General features: G+C 74.5%; 23 protein-coding genes. 11 read left to right on the forward strand and 12 right to left on the reverse strand.

The features are described from left to right. Positions 1 to 49: 49 nt before the first annotated feature. Together ACZ6ZI_RS28940 and ACZ6ZI_RS28945 are read right to left on the reverse strand one after the other, a co-directional pair. On the reverse strand, positions 50 to 472 hold the full coding sequence (locus ACZ6ZI_RS28940) for a cupin domain-containing protein (protein WP_469525559.1): 423 nt from the start codon (positions 470 to 472) through the stop codon (positions 50 to 52). Between the two features lie 104 nt (positions 473 to 576). Next, the gene (locus ACZ6ZI_RS28945) at positions 577 to 1,836 is read right to left on the reverse strand and encodes an NAD(P)/FAD-dependent oxidoreductase (protein ID WP_469525561.1); all 1,260 of its coding nucleotides are present in this window, start codon (positions 1,834 to 1,836) and stop codon (positions 577 to 579) included. 264 nt (positions 1,837 to 2,100) lie between these two features. Here ACZ6ZI_RS28945 and ACZ6ZI_RS28950 point away from each other — a divergent pair, with 264 nt between their 5' ends. Both ACZ6ZI_RS28950 and ACZ6ZI_RS28955 read left to right on the forward strand, forming a co-directional pair. Further along, positions 2,101 to 2,592, forward strand: coding sequence for a VOC family protein (locus ACZ6ZI_RS28950; protein ID WP_469525564.1), 492 nt, complete (start codon positions 2,101 to 2,103; stop codon positions 2,590 to 2,592). 232 nt (positions 2,593 to 2,824) lie between these two features. Further along, positions 2,825 to 4,255, forward strand: a complete 1,431-nt coding sequence (locus ACZ6ZI_RS28955; RefSeq protein WP_469525565.1) for a lamin tail domain-containing protein — start codon at positions 2,825 to 2,827, stop codon at positions 4,253 to 4,255. Positions 4,256 to 4,393: 138 nt separating this feature from the next. Here ACZ6ZI_RS28955 and ACZ6ZI_RS28960 read toward each other — a convergent pair whose 3' ends face one another. Beyond that, a complete protein-coding gene (locus tag ACZ6ZI_RS28960) occupies positions 4,394 to 5,455 on the reverse strand; it encodes a hypothetical protein (protein WP_469525566.1) in 1,062 nt (353 codons plus the stop codon). 467 nt (positions 5,456 to 5,922) lie between these two features. On the opposite strand from ACZ6ZI_RS28960, the gene ACZ6ZI_RS28965 reads away from it, so the two are divergent. From ACZ6ZI_RS28965 to ACZ6ZI_RS28985, 5 genes are all read left to right on the forward strand, one after another. Beyond that, positions 5,923 to 6,456 (forward strand): hypothetical protein, encoded by a 534-nt coding sequence (locus ACZ6ZI_RS28965; protein ID WP_469525568.1) that lies wholly within the window; start codon positions 5,923 to 5,925, stop codon positions 6,454 to 6,456. Beyond that, the gene (locus ACZ6ZI_RS28970) at positions 6,453 to 7,385 is read left to right on the forward strand and encodes a hypothetical protein (protein ID WP_469525569.1); all 933 of its coding nucleotides are present in this window, start codon (positions 6,453 to 6,455) and stop codon (positions 7,383 to 7,385) included. Before ACZ6ZI_RS28965 ends, ACZ6ZI_RS28970 begins: the two co-directional genes overlap by 4 nt. Positions 7,386 to 7,413: 28 nt before the next feature. Continuing rightward, positions 7,414 to 8,763 carry a hypothetical protein gene (locus ACZ6ZI_RS28975; RefSeq protein ID WP_469525572.1) on the forward strand — a complete coding sequence of 450 codons (1,350 nt, stop codon included), beginning with the start codon at positions 7,414 to 7,416 and terminating at the stop codon, positions 8,761 to 8,763. Between the two features lie 419 nt (positions 8,764 to 9,182). After that, a complete protein-coding gene (locus ACZ6ZI_RS28980) occupies positions 9,183 to 10,457 on the forward strand; it encodes a chloride channel protein (RefSeq protein ID WP_469525574.1) in 1,275 nt (424 codons plus the stop codon). A 133-nt stretch (positions 10,458 to 10,590) separates the two neighbouring features. Continuing rightward, complete coding sequence (locus ACZ6ZI_RS28985) at positions 10,591 to 11,052, forward strand: hypothetical protein (RefSeq protein WP_469525578.1); 462 nt, start codon at positions 10,591 to 10,593, stop codon at positions 11,050 to 11,052. Between the two features lie 80 nt (positions 11,053 to 11,132). Here ACZ6ZI_RS28985 and ACZ6ZI_RS28990 read toward each other — a convergent pair whose 3' ends face one another. The 5 genes from ACZ6ZI_RS28990 to ACZ6ZI_RS29010 form a co-directional block, all read right to left on the reverse strand. Further along, complete coding sequence (locus ACZ6ZI_RS28990) at positions 11,133 to 12,638, reverse strand: aKG-HExxH-type peptide beta-hydroxylase (RefSeq protein WP_469525580.1); 1,506 nt, start codon at positions 12,636 to 12,638, stop codon at positions 11,133 to 11,135. Between the two features lie 153 nt (positions 12,639 to 12,791). Then, entirely contained in the window at positions 12,792 to 12,923 is a 132-nt protein-coding gene (locus ACZ6ZI_RS28995) for a hypothetical protein (RefSeq protein ID WP_469525582.1), read from the reverse strand. Positions 12,924 to 13,257: 334 nt separating this feature from the next. Beyond that, positions 13,258 to 13,881 carry an adenosylcobinamide amidohydrolase gene (locus ACZ6ZI_RS29000; protein WP_469525585.1) on the reverse strand — a complete coding sequence of 208 codons (624 nt, stop codon included), beginning with the start codon at positions 13,879 to 13,881 and terminating at the stop codon, positions 13,258 to 13,260. 93 nt (positions 13,882 to 13,974) lie between these two features. Next, a complete protein-coding gene (locus ACZ6ZI_RS29005) occupies positions 13,975 to 14,187 on the reverse strand; it encodes a hypothetical protein (RefSeq protein WP_469525587.1) in 213 nt (70 codons plus the stop codon). Positions 14,188 to 14,211: 24 nt separating this feature from the next. After that, positions 14,212 to 15,651 (reverse strand): glycosyltransferase 87 family protein, encoded by a 1,440-nt coding sequence (locus ACZ6ZI_RS29010; RefSeq protein ID WP_469525589.1) that lies wholly within the window; start codon positions 15,649 to 15,651, stop codon positions 14,212 to 14,214. Positions 15,652 to 15,764: 113 nt separating this feature from the next. Here ACZ6ZI_RS29010 and ACZ6ZI_RS29015 point away from each other — a divergent pair, with 113 nt between their 5' ends. After that, positions 15,765 to 16,907, forward strand: a complete 1,143-nt coding sequence (locus ACZ6ZI_RS29015) for a molybdopterin-dependent oxidoreductase (RefSeq protein ID WP_469525592.1) — start codon at positions 15,765 to 15,767, stop codon at positions 16,905 to 16,907. Beyond that, a complete protein-coding gene (locus ACZ6ZI_RS29020) occupies positions 16,904 to 17,311 on the forward strand; it encodes a hypothetical protein (protein ID WP_469525593.1) in 408 nt (135 codons plus the stop codon). The genes ACZ6ZI_RS29015 and ACZ6ZI_RS29020 overlap by 4 nt, the downstream gene beginning before the upstream one ends. A gap of 82 nt (positions 17,312 to 17,393) precedes the next feature. On the opposite strand, the gene ACZ6ZI_RS29025 is transcribed toward ACZ6ZI_RS29020, so the two are convergent. The 3 genes from ACZ6ZI_RS29025 to ACZ6ZI_RS29035 are packed head-to-tail and all read right to left on the reverse strand — an operon-like array spanning position 17,394 to position 19,380. Then, positions 17,394 to 18,053 carry a class I SAM-dependent methyltransferase gene (locus tag ACZ6ZI_RS29025; RefSeq protein ID WP_469525594.1) on the reverse strand — a complete coding sequence of 220 codons (660 nt, stop codon included), beginning with the start codon at positions 18,051 to 18,053 and terminating at the stop codon, positions 17,394 to 17,396. Beyond that, entirely contained in the window at positions 18,050 to 18,670 is a 621-nt protein-coding gene (locus ACZ6ZI_RS29030; RefSeq protein ID WP_469525596.1) for a TIGR04282 family arsenosugar biosynthesis glycosyltransferase, read from the reverse strand. The genes ACZ6ZI_RS29025 and ACZ6ZI_RS29030 overlap by 4 nt, the downstream gene beginning before the upstream one ends. Beyond that, positions 18,667 to 19,380 carry a glycosyltransferase family 2 protein gene (locus ACZ6ZI_RS29035; RefSeq protein WP_469525598.1) on the reverse strand — a complete coding sequence of 238 codons (714 nt, stop codon included), beginning with the start codon at positions 19,378 to 19,380 and terminating at the stop codon, positions 18,667 to 18,669. The genes ACZ6ZI_RS29030 and ACZ6ZI_RS29035 overlap by 4 nt, the downstream gene beginning before the upstream one ends. A 123-nt stretch (positions 19,381 to 19,503) precedes the next feature. On the opposite strand from ACZ6ZI_RS29035, the gene ACZ6ZI_RS29040 reads away from it, so the two are divergent. Both ACZ6ZI_RS29040 and ACZ6ZI_RS29045 read left to right on the forward strand, forming a co-directional pair. Continuing rightward, positions 19,504 to 20,367, forward strand: a complete 864-nt coding sequence (locus ACZ6ZI_RS29040) for a response regulator transcription factor (protein WP_469525601.1) — start codon at positions 19,504 to 19,506, stop codon at positions 20,365 to 20,367. After that, positions 20,360 to 21,469 carry a sensor histidine kinase gene (locus tag ACZ6ZI_RS29045; protein ID WP_469525603.1) on the forward strand — a complete coding sequence of 370 codons (1,110 nt, stop codon included), beginning with the start codon at positions 20,360 to 20,362 and terminating at the stop codon, positions 21,467 to 21,469. The genes ACZ6ZI_RS29040 and ACZ6ZI_RS29045 overlap by 8 nt, the downstream gene beginning before the upstream one ends. A 157-nt stretch (positions 21,470 to 21,626) precedes the next feature. Here the strand turns inward: ACZ6ZI_RS29045 and ACZ6ZI_RS29050 are convergent, their stop codons facing one another. Further along, a complete protein-coding gene (locus ACZ6ZI_RS29050) occupies positions 21,627 to 22,691 on the reverse strand; it encodes an NAD-dependent epimerase/dehydratase family protein (RefSeq protein WP_469525606.1) in 1,065 nt (354 codons plus the stop codon). Between the last annotated feature and the right edge of the window lie 84 nt (positions 22,692 to 22,775).

A 22,775-nucleotide genomic window follows, 5' to 3' on the forward strand; every position in this document is an offset into this window, starting at 1 on the left:
CCCCTTGGGGGGCGGGCGAAGTCCTTCCGGTTCCCTCCCCTGGAGGGTGCTAGAGGGTGTCAGCCTCGTCGCCCAGTCGGTACAGCTCGGGCACGGAGACCTTGATGGGTTCCTGCGTGGTCCGCGCGATGACGACGACCACGGGCTCGTTCGGGTCCGGGTTCTCCTCCCGGTGGGGGACGTTCGGGGGGACGAGGAGGAAGTCCCCGGGCCCGGCCGTCAGCCGTACCTCACCGGTGCCGTCGTGGAAGACGAACACGGGGTGGCCGCTGACGACGTAGATCCCCGCCTCCGAATCGCCGTGGTGGTGGTTGTCCGTCGCGCTCGACGGCGGGTTCTCCACCAGACCCATCCAGAGCCTCTTCGAACCCACCGTGCCGCCGCTGATCGCGGTGTTCCCGTCCAACTCGCCCGATCGAACGTGGTGCACACGGTTGTTCGGCAGGGTGCGGTCACCTTCGCGGATGGTCATCGTGCAACCCCTCTCGTGTTCGGCGGTCATGCCGGAGTCAGGGTGCGGCGCCCGTGCGCGCGGTGGCAAAGGTTGTTGCCGATACGGCAACACCGGGGCGCCGATCAGCGACCGAGGTCGCGCAGGACTTCGCGGGCGGCCCGCGCGCCCGAGGCGAGCGCGCCCTGTACGGAACCGGTCGCACGGTGGTCGCCGCACACGTACCGGCCCGGTGTCACCCGCGAGGTGCGGCTCAGCGGGTGCGGGGGCGGCATGGCCGGCAGCGCGCCCTCGACGGTCCGGGCGGTCAGGAGGTTCCAGCCGCCCGTGTCGGTGCCGTACGCCTCCGCCAGCGCGGCCCGGAGTGCGCGCTCGCGGTCCTGCCCGTCCCGGCCCGGGACGTCCCGGCCGAGGACCGATGTGGCGACGAGGGAGTGGCCGGGCGGGCCGTAGGAGGGCACGACGTCGGTGAGGACGCAGGTGTTGAGGAAGCGGCGGCCGGTGTCCACGAGCAGGGTGGGCTCGCCCATGGGGGAGTGCGGGGCGACGTGGTAGTAGGTCGTCACGGTCCGGTAGTCCGGCAGGGTGACCTCGGGCAGCAGGGTCGCCGCGGTCTGCGGGTCGGTGGCGACCACGACGGCGCGGGCGGGGACCTCCCCTCCCGAGGCGGTCAGCACCCCGTCGTCCGTGAGGCCCCCCGCCGGGGTCTCCAGCCGTACGGTGCCCTCGGGCAGACCGGCCGCGAGGGCGAGCGGGACCGCCCCGATGCCCTCGGTGGGCAGGCAGATGGTTCCGCGCAGCATGCTGCGCCACACCAGGTGGAACACCCGGGCGGACGTTTCCAGTTCGTCCTCCAGGAAGACCCCCGCGACGAAGGGTCGGAAGAACCTCTCGACGAACTCCTCGGAGACCCCGGCCTCGGCGAGCGCGGCGCGGACGGTGGTGTCCGGGCGTCGCTTGCGCCGGCCGGGAGGCAACAGCATGTCGCGGGCCGACAACAGGGCGAGCGCCGCCAGGTCCCGTGGTCCGGCCAGGCGACCCGACAGCAGCTCGGGCAGCGCGCCCGGACGCCGGGTGGGGTCGGTGAAGCCGAGCCTGCCGGCCGGTGTGTGGACGGCGAACCCCGCAGTGAAGGGGCGCAGCCGCAGTCCCTTCAGGTCGAACCTGCGCCGGACCTGGGGATAGGCGGTGTTGAACACCTGGAAACCGCGGTCCACGACGAACCCCTCGACGCGGTCCGAACGGATGCGGCCCCCGACGGCGTCGCTCGCCTCCACCACCCGTACGTCGACCCCGGCCGCGGCCAGGTCCCGGGCGCACGCCAGCCCGGCGACTCCGGCCCCGACGACCAGCACGTCCGTGATGTCCAGACCGGGGGACGCCATACGACCACACCTCTCCTCGCGTGCCGCTTCGTTGCGGCCGGGCCGCTCGTCCACTGTCTTCCGCGAACGGCGCGGACTCGGATGCGACACCCCGCGCGGCCCGACCACCGCCCGTCCGGCGGAGACTTCCGAGCGAGACGCCGAGATCGCGGACGTACGCACGCGCGGCGGCCGTGGCCGCTTGACCTCAATCAAACTCGAGCTTCTAGGTTCGTCTCAGAGCCGCGGGAACCGACCCGCGGTGTCGTTCCCCGGAGGTTCGCCATGGCCGCGAGCGCAGCCCACGTCGAGACCGAGATTCCCGACCGTTACCGCTATGCCGTGATCCCGCACATCATGGTCGACGACGCGGCGGCCGCGATCGACTTCTACCGGCGGGCCTTCGGCGCCCGTGAGGACGTCAGGATCGACGCTCCCGGCGGCGGGATCCTGCACGCCGAGATCACCATCGGACGGTCGGCGCTGATGCTGGGCGACGCGAGCGTCGACGAGGCCGAGGCCGGCTCCTTCACCGCGCCGACCTCGCTCGGCGGGGGAACGTCCGTCGCGCTGCACGTCTTCGTGCCGGACGTCGACAGTCTGGCGGAGCGCGCGGAGGCGGCCGGCGCCGAGATCCTCCAGCCGCCGAAAGACATGTTCCACGGTGATCGCACCGTCATCCTCAAGGACCCGTCGGGTCACATCTGGGTGTTTCTGACCCACGTGGAAGACGTTCCGGATGACGAGCTCCGCCGCCGCCTGGCCACGGCCGGGTGACCGGTCGCGACTGGCGAAGGTGGAGAACGTCGTATGCGGCACGCTGCCGACCACGGCGGCCCAGGACCTCCTGCCGGGCCTGCGCTACACGCAGTCCAACTCCGTCTGACCTTCCCCGCCAGGGCCGTGCGTCTGCCGTTTACGGGCTGTCCTCCTGATGGAGGCGGACTGTTGGGTCCGGGTCGGGAACATCGGGCCGTCCCTCCCGTGACCATGTCAGGACGGAATTTCCGTGAACCGATCGATCGCCCGTCGTGGGCGTCGCGCTCTTGCCCGTTTCCTCGTCGCCGGCCCGCTGCTCGCCGCGGGCGCGCTGAGCGGCGCGCCGGCGGCACACGCCGCCGTCGCCGACGACATCCGCGTCAACGAGGTGGTGACCACCGGCGGCGTCAACGACTCCATCGAGCTGTTCAACAAGGGCACCGCCGCGATCGACGTCTCGGGCTGGATCCTCAGGGACAACGACAAGAGCCACACCTTCAAGATCGCCGCCGGGACCACTCTGGCGGCGGGCGGCTACCGGTCGTTCGACGTCAGCGGCAAGTTCGGCCTGGGCTCCGACGACCAGGCCCGTCTCTACCTCGCCGACGGCAAGACGCTGGTCGACGGGTTCTCCTGGACCGAGCACTCCGAGCCGTCCTGGTCGCGCTGCCCGGACGGCACCGGAACCTTCAGGCAGGCGACGGCCGTCACCCTGGGTGCCCCGAACAGCTGCGGCACTCCCGGCGGTGGGGGTTCCACCGACCCGGTGGCGTGGCCGGGCGGAAGCGGCGTGGCGACCGCGGACGCCTCCAACGTGTTCGGCCAGGACCTGAGCGGCCTCTACCAGGAGGGCGACGTACTGTGGGGCGCGCAGAACAACGGCAGGCTGTGGCGCCTGGTGCGTGACGGCTCCGCAGGTTGGAAGCCTGACACGGGCAACGGATGGTCCTCCGGCAAGACCCTGCGCTTCACCGGCGGCTCCGGCAGCCCCGACAGCGAGGGCGTCACCCTGGCCGGCTCCGGCTCGGCCGGCGGGGTGTTCGTCGCCAGTGAACGCGACGGCAGCGCCTCCGCCACCAGCCGCCTGTCGGTGCTCAAGTACGACATCACCGCGTCCGGATCGTCGCTGACCGCGTCCAAGGAATGGAACCTCACCTCCGATCTGCCCGCGACAGGCTCCAACCTGGGCCTGGAGGGGATCACCTGGGTCCCCGACACCTACCTCACCGGCGCGGGCCTCAAGGACACCTCCACCGGGGCGGCCTATGACCCGGCCCGCTACGGCGCACACAGCGGCGGCGTGTTCTTCGTCGGCGTCGAGGGCACCGGCATGGTCCACGGCTACGTCCTGGCCGACTCCGGCGGCCACACCCGCGTCGCCTCCTTCAGCAGCGGCATGACCGGCGTGATGGAACTGCAGTGGGAGCCGCAGGCCGCGCGCCTGTGGGCGGTCTGCGACGACACCTGCGACGGCCGACACCGCACCCTGAAGATCGACGCCACCGGTTCGTTCGCCACGACCGCCGTCTACGACCGCCCCACCGGCATGCCCAACCACAACAACGAGGGATTCTCCCTCGCCGGTTCCGACGAGTGCGTGGCCGGCTCCAAGCCCGTCTACTGGTCCGACGACAGCAACGACGGCGGCCACGCCCTTCGCAGGGGCACCATCACCTGCTGACCGTCCCTCGGTGTCGGTGTCGGCGCCGAGGAACGCGGGGAGCCCCGGACCACACGGTCCGGGGCTCCCCCGCGCGGTAGCCGCCGGGCCCAACGTGGCGCTCCCGCGCCCCCGGCGGCTCGGTCGTGGTGCCGTGCGTCAGGAGCGGGCGCGGAGTGCTGCGTCCGCCCTCAGCATGGCGTCCAGCAGGCTCCGCGTCGGGGCGCGGAAGACGTGGTCGGCGTCGGCGGCCTCGATGGCGGCCCCCGCGACGTCGATCGCTTCGGCGAGATCCGCCGTCGACCGCGTGCGGTCGAAGCGGCGCGACAGGGCGTAGGCGAGGTCGTACTTCACCGCGACCGGGTCGAGGAGGTGCGTACGGTCCGCGGCGACGGTCCGCATGAGGTCGATCGCGCGGTCCAGATCGGCCCCGGCCCCGGTGCGTTCGAATCGGTTGAGGAGGCTGTCCCCCAGACTGGTCAGCCACTTGACCGCGGCCTCGTCATCGGCCGACGCCACCGCGATCCCGGCCTCGCAGCAGGCGATCACCCGGTCCAGATCCGCCGGGTCGGCCGTGGCCGCCAGCCGGTGTCGCAGTGCCTGCACGAGGGTGGACAGCACGGCTTCCCGCTGGTCGACGGCGTGGGTCAGCGCCGCTTCGAGCACCTCGACGGCCTGGTCGAGATCCTCCGGCGAGCCGCCGTTCTCGAACCGGAGCAGCAGCATGAGGCCCAGATTGGCGGTCATCGCGAGCCGGTGGGGGTGGTCGGGACCGAGGTGGGCCACGATCTGCCGGGACAGGACGAGCGCGCTCTCGATCTCGGCGGGGGACTTGGTCGCGGACGCTCGCTGTTGGAACGACGTGGCCACGGGCACCACCCGTTCCGCCAGGGCGGGGAGCACGGGGGGCGGGATGTCGTCCAGCCCCAGGATGAAGGGTAGTTCGAACAATGCGAGCGCGGCGTCGTGGTCGACGCGTCCCTGATCCGCCGGCGCAAGCCGGGAGCGGTGCCAGCGGAGCCTTCCCAGCAGGTGCTGCGCGACGGCCGTCATGCCGACGTCGACGTCCGGGTCGCCCTCGGCGAGTATCGCGTCGAGTCGCCGCACTTCGGGAAGATCATCCGACATCAGGACGGTGTGCAAGTCGCCGGAAGCCGCGGCGGTCTCCATCTTCCGGTTGATGAGGTGGATCAGTTCCCATGTGTCGTCTCGTCTGCTCATGCTTCGACCCTGGCAGATCCGGAAGCGATCGGCCAAAACCCGCTTCCGCGGGGTCGGATCCCGCCTTCTCGGGGCGTGTTGGCCGGGGCGGAGCCGCGCCGCGGGGTTCACGGTGGCTGCTCCTTCCAGGGGAGGGGCTCGGGGGTCGGGAGTCGGCGGGTTCCGGGGGTGTCCGCCGGTACGCGGGGTCCTGTTTCGGCTGGAGGTCCGCAGCAAGAAGAAACGTTCGGTTGTGCGACAAGACGGGCCGGGTTCACCCGCGCGGCGGATCGTGGTCGACATCGCCGGCGGGTGACGCGTACCCAACTCGTGTGATCAATGGCCTGGTTGTCGGGTTACGGGCAATTCGAGTGAACCATGATCACGAAGCTGGTCACGGTCTGTAGCGCACTGTTACGTTGCGTTCGCACCTCAGCGTGGGTGCGAACTCCCGTTCGTCGCATCACCCCGGAAGGGGCCTCTTCGGCATGCGCCAAATCCCCCGTACCATCCGCGTACCCATCGCCCTGTCCCTCGCGACGCTCGCCCTGATCTGCGGGCCCTCGTCCGCCGCAGCGGCGACCTCACCGCCCGGATCGTCCGCCCCCACCCACCGGTTCACCCACCTCGCGGCGCCGCTCGACGACGAGGAACCGTGCCCCGGAGGCGAGGCCAAACCCTGCTCGGCCTCGCCCGAAGAGCGCGGCGCCGTGGACAAGGACCGCGACGCCGCCAAGCAGGACACCGCCGCCGCCAAGCAGGACATCGGAGCCGCGAAGCAGGCGGCCCAGAAGTGCACGGCCGAGTCCAAGTCCTGCATGACCGACCTGATCGGCGGCGGCGCCGCCCAGGAGAGCGACATGGCCCAGGCCCGCGGCGAACTCTCCACGATGAAGCCCGAGCCGTCCGGGAACGCCGCCTCCGCCCTGTCGGGCACCTGTGCCTCCTTCAGTGCCGACCTGCCGGCCGGACTGTCGCGATCCTCCGAAATGACTTCGCTGTGCGGGGAGATGAACCGGTGAAGACCATCGCGCACCTCCCGGGCCGGCGCGCGGCCCTCGCCGCCACCGCGGCCCTGCTCGTACTGACCTGCACCACCGGCTCCTCCCACGCCGCCGCGCCGCCCGAGGTCCCGACCCCGGTCGCCTACGAGGGACAGACCGAGCTCGCCTCGACGCGGAAGGTCACCGAGTACTGCGCCTCCCACCCCGGCGCCTGCCGGTTCGAGATCAACCGCGCCACGTCCGGCGAGTACTACAGCGCCGTCAAGTCCCTGGGCAACGCCGTCGTGAACTGCACCAAGGACGCCATCACGGTCGCCCGGGAGATCACCCTGCGCACATCGAGCACCGACAACCTCGGCGGTGAGATCACCGGCAAGATCGCCATCGAAGGCACCATCAGCACCTCCGGCGAGGTCACCGCCGGCGTCGACGCGAAGGCCAAGGGGGAGTTCTCCACCCCGGACAAGTCGAAGGGGCCGACGGCCACCGTCGGCGCCGAGGCCGGAGCCTCGGGCAGCGGCAAGATCGCCGGCTCGCTGGGCGTCAAGGGGGCCTTCGAGGGCGCCTTCAAACTCGCCTACCAGCGCAGCTGGACCACCGAACAGATCGAGAAGACCACCTACAACACCACCGTCCGCCCCGGCGACGCCCTCGTCTTCGGCGCCAGCTCCGCCATGCAGCGCATCGCCGGAGAGATCACCACGGGCAGCGGCCTCGGCATCCGCAAGGTCGTCGTCGACGGACCCTCCACCGTCAACACCAGCACCTTCGTCGCGGACACCTTCACCGTCCCCGGCAACACCTGCGACCGCCTGCGCCCGGAGGGCAAGACCGGGACCGAGGACACCGGCACGCCGACGACCCCGTCCCGCGGCCTGACTCCCGCGCACCTGCCCGAGGGCTCCCGGTTCAAGGACCGCGACGTGCTCACCCCCGGCACGTCCTGACCACCCGCCGAACGTTGTGGAGAACCCCATGGCATCCCGCCCCCGCCCCGTCGGCCCCGTCCGCCCGCTGACCCGTACCGCACCGGTCGTCGGCCTGAGCCTGTGTCTCGGCCTGCTCGCCGGCACGACCGCCGAGGCCTCCGTATCCGTATCGCCCACCCGGGCCGCCGCCCCCGTACCGGTCACCGTCCTCAACGGCGACTTCGCCCAACCGTCCTTCACCGGCGTCAACACCGGCGCCAACCCCCACGCGTGGTCGGTCGGCTCCACCTCGGGAACCGGCACGGCGGGCGGCGTCTGGCGCTGGGACGCGGCCTCCGGCGGCCACCCCGACGGCCTGGTCGCCGCGATGCTCCGCCTCCCCGACGAGGCCTCCTGGGGCCTCAAGCAACGGTTGCGCGGAGTGCGCGCCGGAGCGAAGGTCACCGTCACCTACGACGAGAGCCCGAGCGTCTCCAACTCGTGCACCGCCGCCGCACTCGAGAACGGCCAGACCTACACCGTCCAGGGCGAGGGCGGGCCCCTGACCGACCGGACGACCCAGCCCACCACCGAGAAGAACGGCACCTACTGGAAGCCGGCTTGGCGCACCGGCGTCACCCTCGCCTTCACCGCCGGAGCCAACGAGCCGCTGCTCACCTTCGTCTCCACCGTCCCCGCCGCCCAGAACGCCTCCGGAGCCTGCGGCCCCCTCGTCACCAACGTCCGCGTCACCCAGGAACCCCCGCCGGTCGACAAGACCGTCCCCGCCGGAGCCCTGCCCGCCTCCGAGGCGTTCTACGGCAACGACCGCCGCGCCGTGTCGGACGCCGTCGCCTACTGCAACGGCGCCGTGAACCGCTGCACCTTCACCGCCGAGGACGACTATTCGTTCAGCTACTACGCCCCCGCCCGCGTCGCCGCGGAAACCTACCTCAACTGCACCCGCAACACCCTGAACCGCACTCGCCCGGTCTCCACCGCCAACCGCTCCCACGGTGACCTCCCCGCAGCCGCCGGCCTGCCCGGCAGCGGCACCGGAACCCCGACCAACATGGCCCAGCAGTACACCCAGGGCACCGGCCTGAGCCCCGCCTGGAACACGACGCAGACCCACACCGTCAACGAGGTCGTCCAGCCGGCCGAGGCCTCCTGGATCGAGACGCAGGGCTCGCGCCGACGCACCGAGGGATGGTTCCACGCGACCACCAAGGCCACCGACCCCAACTACGACTGGCGCCTGCACACCGTCGTCGACCACCCCTCCACGACCCTCTCCGACCGGATCTACCAGCGCACCGGCCCCCTGACCGAGTCGGAGAAGCAGCGCTGCCAGTCCACCCGCCCCAACGCACCCACCCCCGTCGGGGCCACCACCCCCGCCGGCGCCGAACGCTGACGCCCCACCGGCGACAGCACCGCGACCGCGGCGCCGTCGCCGGCGGCACACTCGGCACCACCGGCGCCGGCACGAGGGCCCCGGAGCCGCGTGTACCGCTGAGCCTTCCCGGCCGGGTGCGTCGTCGGGGTGGACGGCCGCGCTCGGGAAACGAACGAGACCGCCGTGTCCGCCCCCGAGCGTCGTCGCGTTCCGCCCTCGCGCCGCGGCTGGGCCGCCTCTTTCGGATCTTGCCGGTCAAGCCCGCGTCGTTCGGTGCCATGGGGTCTCCCCAGGCCCGCAGGGCCGAGGGGAAGTATCGCAAGGCGGAGAGGCTCCCGATTACCGGACGTACTCGGGTGCCTCGACAACGCGGCGAGGCGCGGTGCCGGGCGGCGCGGGTCAGGCAAGATCCGGAAGAGACGGCCTAGGGTGCCACCATGCCGGTCGATCACACCCCCGTCGCGCGGCGGCTCCGGTTCGCCGCCGCGGCCCTCGCCGTCGGCCTGGCCGCAGGGGCGGCGGGCGCCGCGCTGGCACTGCTCCTGCACACCGTCCAGCACGCCGCGTACGGCTACAGCCAGGGCTCGTTCCTCGACGGGGTCGAGGCGGCCCCGCCGTCGCGCCGTGTGGTGGCGATGGCCCTCGCCGGAGTGGTCGCCGGGCTGGGGTGGTGGCTGGTGCACCGCTACGGATCGCCCCTGGTCCCCATCGCCCGCGCGCTGCGGATGAAACGCCCCCGGATGCCCTGGGCGACCACCTCCGCGCACGCCGCGCTCCAGGTAGTCACCATCGGGCTGGGCTCACCGCTGGGCCGGGAGGTCGCGCCGCGGGAGCTGTCCGCCCTCTTCGCCACCGGGATCACCCGGAGGGTCGGGCTCACTCCCGACCAGAGCCGCACCCTCGTGGCCTGCGCCGCCGGAGGAGGCCTCGCGGCGGTCTACGACGTACCGCTGGGCGGTGCGCTGTTCACGCTGGAGGCGCTGCTCGGCACCTGGGCCCTGCGCTCCGTGGTGCCGGCGGTGCTGATCGCCGCGGTGGCCACCCTGGTGGCCCGGCTGGTGGTGCCGGACGAACCCGCCTACATCCTCCCGGAACTGCCCTTCAGTGGCTCGCTGATCGCGTGGTCGATGGTCGTGGGCCCCGTGGTGGGTGCCTGCGCGTACGGCTTCGCCCGGCTCACGGCGGCGGCGAGCCGCCGGGCCCCGCGCGGCAACGCCCTGCTGGTGACCGCCCCCCTCGCGTTCGTGTGCGTCGGCCTGCTCGCCGTGCCCTTCCCGCAACTGCTGGGCAACGGCAAGGGACCCGCGGACATCGCCTTCACCGCGCACCCCTCGCTCGCACTGGCCGCAGTCCTCCTGCTGCTCCGGACGGCGGTCGTCGCGCTGTGCCTGCGGGCCGGTGCGTACGGAGGGCTGCTGACCCCCTCGTTCGCCAACGGAGCCCTGCTCGGCATCGTCGCCGGCACGCTCTGGGAGTCGGTGTGGCCGGGTGCGGTGCCGGGGTCGTACGCGGTCGTGGCCGCCGGAGCGTTCCTGGCCGTCGCACAGCGGATGCCCGTGACGGCCTCCGTACTCGCCCTGGAGTTCACCGGCCTCCAGCAGGAGGTGATCATCCCGCTCCTGATCGCGGTCGCCGGCGCGACGGCGACGGCCGCACTCCTGCGCGACCTCGTCGACCGCCCGGCCGGGACCGGGAGCGAAGACGATCGGTAGCCGCCGGTCCGGCGGGCGGCGCACGGGCGGGCCCACCGCCCCGGTCCTGCCGATGTCCGCGGCCCGGACTATCGTTCGCCGTGCACGAGCGGGCCGGCCGTCCGGTACGGGCTCCTCGGCGGAGGGAGGGGACATGGCGACGGTCGCCGTCACCGGGCACACGCGCATCGATCCGGCGAGGTCGGCCGCGATCGCCGACGACCTCCGCGCCGTCCTCGCACGCTCGTCCCCGGGCGGGCTGACCGGGATCTCCTGCCTGGCCCAGGGGGCCGACGCCCTGTTCGCCGACCTCGTCCTGGAGGCCGGGGGACGACTGGAGGTCGTCCTCCCGTCGCACGACTACCGCGCGCGGATGGTGGCCCCGCACTACGCCGCCGACTTCGACCGCCTGCGCGACGCCGCGGCCCGCGTGACGGTCATGCCGTTCCGGCAGGCCTCCGTACGCGCCTACAGCGCGGCCAACCGCGTACTCCTGGGCCGCGCCGACCTGCTGGTCGCGGTGTGGAACGGCCTGCCGGGCGGCCCGGGCGGGACGGCGGCCACCGTCACCGCCGCACGCGCCGCGGGACTCCCCGTCGAGGTCGTCCGGGCGTGAGGCGCGGCGCGGGAACCGCCCGGGCACGACTTCGACGCATCCGGCCGCAAGGGCGCGGCGGCCGCCTCCGCCGCGACGGTTCAGGCGGGTTGCGCCAGGGCCCCTTCCGGGACCGCTTCCCCACGCTCGGCCGCGGGCCCGGGGACGGCGTCGATCAGGCCGACCCTCCGGAGGGCCGTCAGGGCCTCGGCGAGGCCGGCCGCGTCGTCGGGGACGACCTTGCGGTACTCCCGCTCCAGCCCGGCCGGGTCCCGGCCGTCGCACAGCGAGAAGACCAGCCAGGCGCGGGAGTTGAGCCAGTGCATCCGGTGGGTGCCCGGCGCGGCGGCCAGCAGCATGCCCTGCTCGGGGAGCGGGAGCGCCGTGACGGGGCCGCACTGGCGGTATCCGGCGACGGGGGAGTCGGGCTCCGGCACGACCGCCTCCGCGGGGGGAGCCGAGGGCGCGGGGGCCGCCTGCCGGGCCGTGCCGGGCAGCAGGGGCTCCAGCGCCTCCAGCATCCAGGTCACCAGGGCGCGTCCGTCGGGGGTCAGGGCGTCGGCGTGGGCCTCCAGCGCCTGGCGGGCCAGATAACGGGTGCGCTCCTCGCTGGAGGAGTACGTCCCGTCGACGGAGGCCGCACTGCCGGGGGTGACCATGCCGACGGAATCCGCCGCGGGCGGTTCGCCGTAGCGGCGGCGCAGGTCGGCCGGGGCCTCGGCGGCCGCCGCGAAGAACAGCACCATGTGGCCGTAGACGTGCAGTGAGCTGTACACCCGGCGCAGGTTCCAGTCGACCACCCGCCAGGGCGGGACGCCGGTCATCCGGCCGATGTCGGACACCAACGCACCGGTGCGCATGATGTCGAACATCTTGAGGTGCAGCGACTCGTGGAACAGCAGCTCGGCCACCTTCCACGGGTCGCTCAGCGCCTGGGGGGAGAGGAACAGCGCCGACGGCAGCCGGTCGCCGCACGCGAACGAGTGCACGCTGCCGTCCTCGTCCTCGCCTTCCGCGAAGCCGACGAGCGAGACGTGGCGCAGGGCGCCGGCGCCGCTGTGCGGGAGCAGCTCGGCCAGCAGCCGGGCGCCCCGGGCCAGGGCCTCCAGGGTCTCGACGTCGGGTACCACCCTGCGGTCGGCGCCCATCTCGTTGAAGACGTCGTCGCGCCGTCGACCGAGCGCGGTCAGGAGCGGATGGACGTCCTCGGGCATGGTGGAGGTCCACGTCCAGGCGGGCCCGAGGTCGGCCCAGGGCTGGTGGTGGACGTCCATGAGGGCCTCGCAGGGGCCCAACCCGTCCTTCTTCGTCCGACTCTGGCGCAGCATCAGGGCGAGCGTGCTGGGATCCTCCGGCCGGACGGAGAGCAGGTTCAGGTCCCGCTCGAAGGCGTTGCGGAGCACCGGGTCGTACAGCACGCGGCGCAGGGCGTCGTCCGGGAGGCGTTCGAGGCGGCGGAACACGGCGGCTTGGGACGCGTGGTGGCGGCCGAGGAGCCGTAGACCGACGCGGAACCGGGCCGTGTTGCGCTCCGCGATGGCGTCGGCGGAGCCGAACCGGGGGTCGGTGCCGAGGAGCCGGTCGATCTCGGCGCAGGTGCGCTGCATGCGATTCACCTCGCAGGGGTGGGGGAGGGGGAGGAGCGTGGGGGGGGGGGGGGGGGCGGCCCCCCCCCCCCCCCCCCCCGGGGGGGGGGGGGGGGGGGGGGGGGGGGGCCCGCGGCGGGGGGGCCCCGCGCCCCCCCGCCACGGCCCGGCGGTTCAGTGGGAGGCGGCGGCCGGGGCGACGAGCGGCGGGATCCAGTCGCGCTCCTCGGCCAGGTCGGCGCTCACCTCGGCGGAGGAGTGGCCGGGCATGATCAGACGGGGCGGTGCGACGTGTGACGTGGGCATGGGACGTCCTTCCATCGGGCGGCGCGGTTCGCCGCCGTGTGCCCACGCTAGGGACGGGGCCGCGGAGCCCGGGTCATCCGATCGACGGTAGGGCAGGACGAGGCCCCGGCCGCCGCCCCGCCCGCGCTGTCGTCCCGCCGGTCGTCCGTTCGTACGACACGGCCCGCGAGAGCGGCGGGCTCGCGAGAGGGTGGGGACGCCACGAGTTCGCCACGGGACCGGCCCGTGACAGTCGGTGATCGTTTCGGTGGGCCGTGTCCGGTCCGGGCGAGGGCGCCCCGGCCGGAGCACGGGGCGAGGCCCGGGGGGAGGCCCGGGGACGGGCAGGGGAGGGTCAGGGGGCGGCGGCGAGGACGGCGGCGTGCACCGCGCGCGCCAGACGTGCGCCCCACGGAGAACGGGGCCCTGCGAAGGCGTGGACGTCCGCGCCTTCCACCGGCGTCCGCGCCGCGACGCACACCGCGTCGGTCGGTGTGCCGGAGCAGTCGTAGCCCGCCTCCACCAGCGCCTGCACCTTGGCCTCGGTGGCCGTGGCGACCGCGTTGACCAGGGCGGCGTCGGTCAAGGCCACCGGGAGCGCGACGACGATGTTGATCGTCCCGGGCATCGGCGCCGGCTCGGAATCGGCGTGGGACGCGGCCCATCCGCGTACCCCGAGACCCGCGGTGACCACCGCGTCGACCCCGCGATCACCGCCCCGGCCGTACGCCCGGACGTCCGCGGCCGTCATCAGTCCCACCCCCTCGCCTTCCGCGCCGAACCGGTGCGCCAGGTCGGCCAGATGCCGTTGCGGATCGATGCGCCGGTACCCGTGGGCCACCTGTGCGTTCAGGACCCAGGCGCGTTCCCCGATGCCTCCGCCGAGTACCGCGCTGCTGATCATCCGCATGCCGGGCCCCGGGGACCACACGAGCGCGTGCAACTCCTCACCGTCCTCGACCCGGGAATGAAGCCGCATCGGCAACAGACCACCGTGACGGGTGTGGGTATCGAACAGCGCGCTCACCAGGGGGACCTCCGTGCCGGGGCGTGAACCGGCTGATCCTACGTGTCAGTCGCCGGCGAGGAACGACCACAGCGGTCCGAGGAGCCGGTGGCGGCTGTGGGCGGCGCATCCGCGCCGGTACTGGCGGATCAGACCGTCCGGCAGCGTTCCGGTGAGGGGGACGGTCTGACGGAGGCCGTGTGCGGCGGCGTCCGGGTCACCCAGGGCCGGCTGTGCGTCGACGGGCCGGAGCAGCCGGAAGGCGGTCCGGGGCGACATGCGCGCCGCCGGGCCGTCGGCTCCTCAGGGCGCTTCGCCCGCCCCCCTCCCGCGCCGGACCAGGCCCGTCACCAGCACGAGGGCGAGCGCGGCCCCGTACGCCGTGTCGCTCAGCCACGGCCGGAAGTGGAGCGTGGGGCCGAGTACGTAGACGGCGGCGCCCGCGAGGGGGACGCCCAGCCACTCCCCACGCCCGTCCAGGGCGACGAGGGCGATCAGGAGCAGGGCGTACCACGAGTAGCCGGGTGTGAGGAGGAGGAAGGAACAGCCGGTGACCAGGAGGGCGCCGCTCCAGGGTCGGCGCGGATCGCCGCGCCGCATGACGTGCACCGCCACGGCCGCGACGGCGCAGACCAGGACGGGCAGCGCCCAGCTGTCGGGCAGGACCAGACGCAGGAGCGAGTAGCGGGATCCCGCCGAGGGGTCGTCGTAGCCCTCCTCCTCGACGTACCCGCCGAGGTAGCCGAAGACGGAGCCGCGCGAGAGGAGGACGTACGGGAGGTAGGACAGCGCGACGAAGGCCGCCGCGGGCAGGAGCACGACGGCCGCGTCGCGGGCGCGGCGGACCCCGGACAGCGCGCCGGGCAGGACGACGGCCGGCATCAGCTTGGTGGCGATGGCCGCGCCGATCAGCAGGCCGCCCGCCGCCCGCCGCGTCAGGGCCCGGGAGGCGACGAGGCCGAGTCCGGCGACGGCGAGGAGCACGCCGAGCACGTCGACGTGCGCGTTGTTGACCGCCTCCAGGGGTACGGCCGGGCACCAGGCCCAGTACGCCGCCCGCCGCGGGTCCTCGCCGCGCCGCCGCGGGATCAGCAGCAGCACGCCCGTGACACCGAGACAGACCAGGGCGGCACCGATCTGGAGTGGCTTGTGCCGGGCGCCCGCGGGGGACAGCCGGTCGACGGCCAGGAAGTACGCCTCGGCCACGGGCGGGTAGATCGTGTGCACGGCGGGCCTGTTGACGCGCGTGCAGCGGGGCGTCCCCTCGACCGGCGGGAGGGGCGCGAGGTCCGCCCCGGCGCACACGGCTCCGGTGGGGAACAGCCAGGGGTCGCGCAGCCGGGCGAGGGCCGGGTCCTGCGGGGCGTGGTCGTACGGGGAGACGCCGGCGGACTGGACGCGGCCGTCCCAGGCGTAGCGGTAGGAGTCGGTGCTGGTCCGGGGCGGCCCCAACAGCCCGGTCACCGTGACGGCCAGGGCCCCCGCGACGAGCGGCCACATGACGAGGCGGGATGGAACCCGGCGCAGCGCGAGCAGGGCGACGACGAACAGCGCCCAGCACAGCGCGTACCACCCGAAGAGCCCGACGGGGCCGCCGAAACGGTTCCCGTACGTGACGGTGAGGGCGAGTCCCGCCGTCAGGGCGGCGAGGGCGAGGGCGATCGTCGTGAGTGCGGCGCGCGGGACGGGGCCGGTGCGTGGGCCGGCGGGCGCGGTGATGCGGGGAGTGGTGGGCGGGGTCACCTGCGGAAGCGTTCCAGGAATCGGCCCCCGCGTGGGCCCCGCCACCTCGGTGTCCGCGATTCGTAAGGTGTTCCGGCCGCCCCCGCGGGCCCCGCCGGGGGTGTGATGGAGCCATGCGCCTCATCCCCCGACCCGGGCGGCCCGTCGTCTTCACGGCGCCCCTGCACGATGCCCGCACCGCGACCGTGATCGGCCGCCTGCTCGGCCCCGCCGTGGTCCTCTGCTTCGCGACCGGCCTGCTGAGCCACGTCCTCCAACACCCGCCGGGCCTGCTGGTGGACCGGCTGCCGAGCCGCCCGTACTGGGGCTACCGGCTCACCCAGGGCCTGCACGTGGCGTCCGGCATCGCGGCCGTCCCGTTGCTGGCCGCCAAGCTGTGGGCGGTCTACCCACGGCTGTTCGCGTGGCCGCCGGTGCGGTCCGCGCGGCACGCCCTGGAGCGGATCTCCGTGGCCGTCCTCGTCGCCGCCGCGCTGTTCGAGCTGTTCACCGGATTGCTCAACACCTTTCAGTGGTATCCGTGGCCCTTCGCCTTCGTTCCCGTGCACCACGCGGTCGGCTGGCTCCTGTTCGGGTCCCTGCTCCTGCACGTGGCCGTGCGGTGGCCCCGGATCCGGGACCACTTCACCCGCCGTTCCCCCGCGACCCTGGCCCTGCCGGCGGCCGACGGGCCGGACCGGCGAGAACTCCTCTTCGGCGTGGGCGCCGCGGTCACAGCCGTGACACTGACCACGGTCGGACAGTCCGTCACCGCCCTCGGCCCCCTGGAGCTGTTCGGCCCCCGCAGCCCCGCCCACGGCCCCCAGGGGCTTCCCGTGAACCGGACGGCCGCGGCGGCGGGCGTCACCCGCGAGGCGCTGCTCGACTGGAGGCTGACCGTGGTCGGGCCGCGCCCGTACACGCTGACGTTGGCCGAGCTGCGCGCGATGCCGCAGCACGAGGTGACCCTGCCCCTCGCCTGCGTCGAGGGCTGGAGCAAGTCCGCGCGCTGGACGGGCGTACGGGTACGGGACCTCCTGGAGCGCGCCGGCGGCGGCCCGCGCGCGGGGGCCCGGGTGGTCTCCCTCGAGGCGACGGGCGCCTACCGGGTGACGGACATGGGCCGCCGCTACGCACAGGACCCGCTCACCTTGCTGGCGCTGCGCCTGGGCGGCGAGGTGCTGTCCCTGGACCACGGCCATCCGGCGCGGATCATCGCCCCGAACCGGCCCGGCGTACTGCAGACCAAGTGGGTCGGCCGGCTGGAGGTCGTGTGAGGGGCCTTCGACACCTGACCGGCGCGTGCGGCCTGCTGTGCGTGGCCTGGGGCGGATGGCTGCTCGCGCGGCAGCCCGAGCCGTGGCGGATCGCCGCGTGGCTCGGGGGAGCGGTCGTGGTGCACGACGGGCTCGTCGCGCCGCTGGTGCTCGTGGTCGGCGCCCTCGCCGCCGCCGCGGGCGCGCGCCCGCGCGGTGTACCGCGTGCGGCCCTGATCGTCGCGGGCTCCCTCACGCTGATCGCGCTGCCCCCGCTCCTGCGCCCCGGACCCGTGGCCAACCCGACGGTGCTGCCACTGGACTACCCGCGCGACTGGCTGCTCGCCATGGCGGCCCTCGCCCTGTCCACCGCCGTGTACGCCGCCTTGCGGGCCCTGAGGCGCCGGGCCGGCCGTCGGACCTGAGACCCCGGCCCGCGCCGGCAGCGGCCGGGGTGGGGTCCGCGCCGTCGCGACCCCGCCCCGGCGGCTCCCGGCGGAGCGCCGTTCAGCGGGTCAGCCGCACGAAGTGCCGTCCCCCCACCCGCCAGGTGTCGTACGGGGTCCAACCCGCGCCCCGCGCCTGGGCGCACAGCGCGCGGGTGCCCAGCCGGGCCCACCGGAAGCGGGCCCCCCGGCCGCCGGCGCCGTCCTCGACGCGGACCTCGACGCGCTCGTCGACGTCGGCCGCCGCCACTTCGACGAGGGCGGACCCGCCGGGCGCGGTCAGTGCGGCGACCCGGCGCAGCAGGGCGGCCGGGTCACCGCCGATGCCGATGTTGCCGTCGATGAGCAGGGCCGTGCCCCAACCGCCCTCGCGGGGGAGCGGGTCGAAGACGGACCGGCACAGGGCGCTGCCCCCGGCCCGGACGGTTCTGGCCACCGCCTCGGGGGTGACGTCCACCCCGAGCGCGGTGTGCCCGAGTGCGGCGAGCGCGGCGACCAGGCGGCCCGGCCCGCAGCCGATGTCGAGGACGGGGCCGGTACATCGGTCCAGGACGGTGTCGTCGGCCGCGTCGGGCCCGGCGCACCACCGTTCGACTTCGAGGGGGAGCAGCCAACCGTCGTGGCGCCGGAGGTAGAGCGGGCCCCGCCCGGCGCGCAGGGCGTCGGCGTACGGGTCGGCCCGCCAGGCCCGCAGGGCCGGCTCGCCCAGCCGGGCGGTCATCGCGTCACCGCGCACAGGCCGGTGTGCAGGGCGGCGAAGCGGGTCCACGGCGCGGTCGCGGCGACGCGTCGCGCGTCGGCGGGGGTGTCCACGTCGCACAGTTCGGGCAGGTTCCGGACGGTCAGGCCCGCGTCGGTCAGGCGGTGTCGCTGGACGCGGCCGGTGTGCGCGGCGGACATGGGCACGCCGAGCAGCAGGTCCGCGTCGGGCTCGGCCAGGCCGAGGGCCCAGAACCCGCCGTCGTCGGCGGGCCCGAACCACGCGTCCGCCCCGGTGAAGTCGAGCCCGGGCGCGAGGAGGTCGGGGGTGACCTGCGGGGTGTCCATGCCGATCAGCAGGGCGGGCCCGTCGGCGAGGGCGAAGGCGGCGGCCAGTCGGACGTCCAGGCCGCCCGCGCTCTGGGGGACCACCTCGATGCCGGCCGGGACCCAGGACCCCGGCCGCCCGTCGAGGACCAGGACGCGCCGCCGGGCCGGCGTGGCCAGGACCGCCGCGAGGGTGTCCTCCAGGGCGGCGCGCGCCAGGTCCGCTGCCTGCTGTGGGGTGAACCGGGCGGTCAGGCGCGTTTTCACCCGCCCCGGTACGGGGGCCTTGGCGATGACGAGCAGGGTGCTCACGCGGAGATCCCCTCGTTCCGTGCGGGCCGGGCGGTCGGTGGCTCGGCCAGGACCCGGCGCATGTCGCGCACGGCGTTCCAGGTGCCCCGCCAGGTCCCGGTGACCTTGGACTTTCCGGAGCGCGGCAGGTACGGGACGTCCGTCTCGGCCACCCGCCAGCCCGCGTCGGCGGCCCGTACGACCATCTGGAGCGGGTAGCCGCTGCGCCGGTCGGTCAGCCCCAGGCCGAGCAGTGCCTCGCGGCGGGCGACCCGCATCGGGCCGAGGTCGTGCAGCCGCAGTCCGGTGCGGTGGCGCAGCATCCGTGCGAGGACGATGTTCCCGGCGCGCGCGTGGGCCGGCCAGGCGCCGCGCCCGCGCGGACGGCGACGGCCGAGCAGCAGGTCCACTTCACCGGCGGCGACCCGGTCGGCCATGGGAGCCAGCAGGGCGGGGTCCATGGAGGCGTCGCAGTCGCAGAAGCAGACGAGTTCGGCGCGGGCGGCGAGCAGCCCGGCGTGGCAGGCAGCCCCGAAACCGCGCCGGGACTCGTGCACGACGGTGGCCCCGAGGGAGCGGGCGAGGTCGGCCGAACCGTCGGTGGAGCCGTTGTCGACGACGATGGCCCGCCAGCCGGCCGGCACCCGGGCCAACACCCAGGGCAGTGCCTCGGCTTCGTCGAGGCAGGGAAGGACGAGGTCCGCGCGGGGCGGACGAGCGGAAGGAGTCACCCTCCACACCGTAGGAACCGGAAGGCCCGGGGAGGGGCCTTGAGACCTTACGAAACGCGGACACCGCGCCCTCCGGGCAGGGGCGCGGGTCCGTCGGGCGCGGCCCGGTGTCACCCTGGGGGCATGGCAATCAGCGATGACACCGGCCCCGGCCCCGGCCCGGCACCCGACCCCGCCTCCGGCCCGCCCGCCGGCGTCGCGGGCCGCGTCCTGGTCGTGGACGACGACCCGACCGTCTCGGAGGTCGTGGCGGGCTACCTGGAGCGGGCCGGATTCACGGTGCACCGGGCCGCGGACGGCCCGGCCGCGCTGGAGGCCGCCGCCCGGTACCGGCCGGACCTGGTGGTCCTCGACCTGATGCTGCCCGGCATGGACGGCCTGGAGGTCTGCCGCCGGCTGCGCGCGGACGGCGACGGGCGGCGCACCCTGCCCGTGGTCATGCTCACCGCGCGTGGCGACGAGGAGGACCGGATCCTGGGCCTGGAGGTCGGCGCGGACGACTACGTGACGAAGCCCTTCAGCCCGCGTGAACTGGTCCTGCGGGTGAGGTCGGTGCTGCGCCGCGCGTCCGCCGCCGTCGCCGAGGAGGAGCCCGTGCTCGCCGCGGCCGGACTCACCGTGGACCCGGCCGCCCGGCGGGCGACGAAGGACGGCGCCGAACTCGCGCTCACCCTCAGGGAGTTCGACCTGCTCACCTACTTCTTGCGGCATGCCGGGCAGGTCTGCGACCGGGAGCGGCTGATGCGTGACGTCTGGGGCTGGGACTTCGGCGACCTGTCCACCGTCACCGTGCACGTCCGCAGGCTCCGGGCGAAGATCGAGCGCGATCCCGCCGATCCGCGGCTGATCAGGACGGTGTGGGGCGCGGGATACCGCTTCGAGGCGGGTCCGCACCCGTCCGACCGGGACCGTGCCGAGAGCGACACCGAGACGGAAGCCGGGACGGAAGCCGGGGCGGCGACCGGGGCGGGGGCCGACCGTGCGTGACCTGCTCCTCATCGCCCTGTACGCCTTCCTCGGCGCGGCGGCGGCCGGAGCGCTCGGCGCCGTCGCGCTGCGGATACTGCGCCGCCGGAGCGTCGCCGTGTCCCTGGGGGTCGTCGCGGCGGTCGCCGTGGCCGCGATGCTCGCCGGCACCCTCTCTGTCGCCTGGGCCATGTTCCTCTCCTCCCACGACCTCACCGTGGTGACCACCGTCGTCGCGATGGCGGCCGCCGTGTCGCTCGCCACCGCCTTGCTGCTGGGCCGCCAGGTCGTGCTGCGCTGTCGGGAACTGCTCACCGCCGCACGGAACTTCGGCGAGGAAGGCACCTTCACCGCTCCCGTGGCCCAGGCCCCCGCCGAACTCGCGGCGCTGAGCCGTGAACTGGCCCTCACCAGCGAGCGACTGGCCGCCTCGCGCGCCCGCGAACGCGCCCTGGAGACCTCCAGGCGCGAACTGGTCGCCTGGATCTCGCACGACCTGCGTACCCCGCTGGCCGGGCTGCGCGCCATGTCGGAGGCGCTGGAGGACGGTGTGGTGAGCGATCCGCAGCGCTACCACCGGCAGATGCGCGCGGAGGTGGAGCGCCTCAACTCCATGGTCACCGACCTGTTCGAGCTGTCCCGCATCCACGCCGGCGCGCTCTCGCTCAGCCGGACCCGGATCTCCCTCTACGACCTCGTGGGCGACGCCCTGGCCGGCGCCGACGCCCTGGCCCGGCAGCACGGGGTGCGCCTGGCCGGAGGGGGCGTCGAACCGCTGCCGGTGGAGGTCGACGGCAGGGAGATGAGCCGGGTCCTGTCGAACCTGCTGGTCAACGCCATTCGCCACACCCCGGCGGACGGAACCGTCGCGGTCGCCGCGGAACGCCGCGACGACGCGGTGGTGCTGTCCGTCACCGACGCCTGCGGCGGCATCCCCGAGGAGGACCTGCCCCGCGTCTTCGACACGGGCTGGCGCGGATCACCGGCGCGCACCCCGCCCTCGGGCGCGGGGCTCGGGCTGGCCATCGTCCGGGGCATCGTCGAGGCGCACGCCGGGCACGCCGACGTCCACAACGTGCCCGGCGGCTGCCGCTTCGAACTGACGCTGCCCGCCCCCGTGTGAGCCGCCCGCACCGACCCGTCGGGGCCGGTGGCGCCGGCCGCGCGGGCCGGCCCGCACCGCCCCGTCGGGCCGCCCGCCGCCCGGGGCCGCACGCCGCCCGCCCGGGCCGGCCGGCCGCCCATCGGCGCCGCACCGCCGCGCGGGACCGCCCGGCGCCTCAGCCGCCCGCGCCCGCCGAGGCCCGCTGACCGGCCCGGGCGAACTCGGTCATGCCGTCCGCGAAGGCCACCTCCGCGCGCCAACCCAGTTCGTCGCGCAGCCGGGAGGAGTCGGCGGTGACGTGCCGCACGTCACCCAACCGGAACTCACCGGTCACCACCGGCGCGGGCCCGCCGTACGCGCGGGCGAGCGCCGACGCCATCTCGCCGACCGTGTGCGGCTGCCCGCTGCCGGTGTTGTACGCGGTCAGCACCCCCGCGGCCCGACCCCCGACGGCCTCCAGGGCCACGACGTTCGCCGAGGCCACGTCCCGCACGTGGACGAAGTCCCGCCGCTGCGCGCCGTCCTCGAAGACCCGGGGGGACTCGCCCCGGGCCAGGGCCGACCGGAAGAAGGAGGCCACCCCGGCGTACGGGGTGTCGCGCGGCATCCCGGGCCCGTACACGTTGTGGTAGCGCAGCGATACCGCACGGCCTTCCACGCAGCGGGCCCAGGAGGCGGCCAGGTGTTCCTGGGCCAGCTTCGTCGTCGCGTAGACGCTCCGCGGATCGGTCGGCGCGTCCTCGCCGACCAGGCCCGGAGCGGGCGCGATACCGCAGTCGGGGCACCGCGGCTCGAAACGGCCCGCCTCCAGGTCCTCGGCGAGCCGAGGCCCGGGCCGTACGGTTCCGTGCCGCTCGCACGTGTAGCGGCCCTCCCCGTACACCACCATCGAGCCGGCGAGCACGAGCTCGCGGACCCCGACGGCCGCCATCTGCGCCAGCAGCACCGCCGTCCCGAGGTCGTTGCAGTCGACGTACGCCGGGGCGTCGGCGAAGTCCTTCCCCAGGCCGACCATCGCCGCCTGGTGGCACACCGCGTCCACCCCGCGCAGCGCCGCCCGGACGGCGTCGGCGTCGCGTACGTCGGCGCGCAGGAACTCCGCTTCGGGCGGTGGCGGGGCGTCGGGGTGGGCGGCGGGCAGCAGGGCGTCGAGGACGACGGGCTCGTGCCCGCGCTCCTCGAGGGCCGTGACGATGTGGGAGCCGATGAACCCGGCTCCTCCGGTGACGAGTACGCGCATGCTCCGGACGCTACGCAGCGCGGGGCGTCGGGGAGACCTCCCACGCCTGGACGTAAGGGTTCCGTCATCAGCCCGCCCGGGGGG

The sequence above is a fragment of the Streptomyces sp. NPDC103540 genome (assembly GCF_055584445.1).

Excerpts from the sequence above, each read along its gene's own strand:
- ACZ6ZI_RS28950 (WP_469525564.1), top strand. The coding sequence starts at position 2,101 with ATGGCCGCGAGCGCAGCCCACGTCGAGACCGAGATTCCCGACCGTTAC.
- ACZ6ZI_RS28985 (WP_469525578.1), top strand. The coding sequence starts at position 10,591 with ATGGCGACGGTCGCCGTCACCGGGCACACGCGCATCGATCCGGCGAGG.
- ACZ6ZI_RS29025 (WP_469525594.1), bottom strand. The coding sequence starts at position 18,053 with ATGACCGCCCGGCTGGGCGAGCCGGCCCTGCGGGCCTGGCGGGCCGAC.
- ACZ6ZI_RS28945 (WP_469525561.1), bottom strand. The coding sequence starts at position 1,836 with ATGGCGTCCCCCGGTCTGGACATCACGGACGTGCTGGTCGTCGGGGCC.
- ACZ6ZI_RS28990 (WP_469525580.1), bottom strand. The coding sequence starts at position 12,638 with ATGCAGCGCACCTGCGCCGAGATCGACCGGCTCCTCGGCACCGACCCC.
- ACZ6ZI_RS29000 (WP_469525585.1), bottom strand. The coding sequence starts at position 13,881 with ATGCGGCTTCATTCCCGGGTCGAGGACGGTGAGGAGTTGCACGCGCTC.
- ACZ6ZI_RS28940 (WP_469525559.1), bottom strand. The coding sequence starts at position 472 with ATGACCATCCGCGAAGGTGACCGCACCCTGCCGAACAACCGTGTGCAC.
- ACZ6ZI_RS29040 (WP_469525601.1), top strand. The coding sequence starts at position 19,504 with ATGGCAATCAGCGATGACACCGGCCCCGGCCCCGGCCCGGCACCCGAC.
- ACZ6ZI_RS29005 (WP_469525587.1), bottom strand. The coding sequence starts at position 14,187 with ATGTCGCCCCGGACCGCCTTCCGGCTGCTCCGGCCCGTCGACGCACAG.
- ACZ6ZI_RS28980 (WP_469525574.1), top strand. The coding sequence starts at position 9,183 with ATGCCGGTCGATCACACCCCCGTCGCGCGGCGGCTCCGGTTCGCCGCC.
- ACZ6ZI_RS29015 (WP_469525592.1), top strand. The coding sequence starts at position 15,765 with ATGCGCCTCATCCCCCGACCCGGGCGGCCCGTCGTCTTCACGGCGCCC.
- ACZ6ZI_RS28995 (WP_469525582.1), bottom strand. The coding sequence starts at position 12,923 with ATGCCCACGTCACACGTCGCACCGCCCCGTCTGATCATGCCCGGCCAC.
- ACZ6ZI_RS29050 (WP_469525606.1), bottom strand. The coding sequence starts at position 22,691 with ATGCGCGTACTCGTCACCGGAGGAGCCGGGTTCATCGGCTCCCACATC.
- ACZ6ZI_RS28965 (WP_469525568.1), top strand. The coding sequence starts at position 5,923 with ATGCGCCAAATCCCCCGTACCATCCGCGTACCCATCGCCCTGTCCCTC.
- ACZ6ZI_RS28975 (WP_469525572.1), top strand. The coding sequence starts at position 7,414 with ATGGCATCCCGCCCCCGCCCCGTCGGCCCCGTCCGCCCGCTGACCCGT.
- ACZ6ZI_RS28960 (WP_469525566.1), bottom strand. The coding sequence starts at position 5,455 with ATGAGCAGACGAGACGACACATGGGAACTGATCCACCTCATCAACCGG.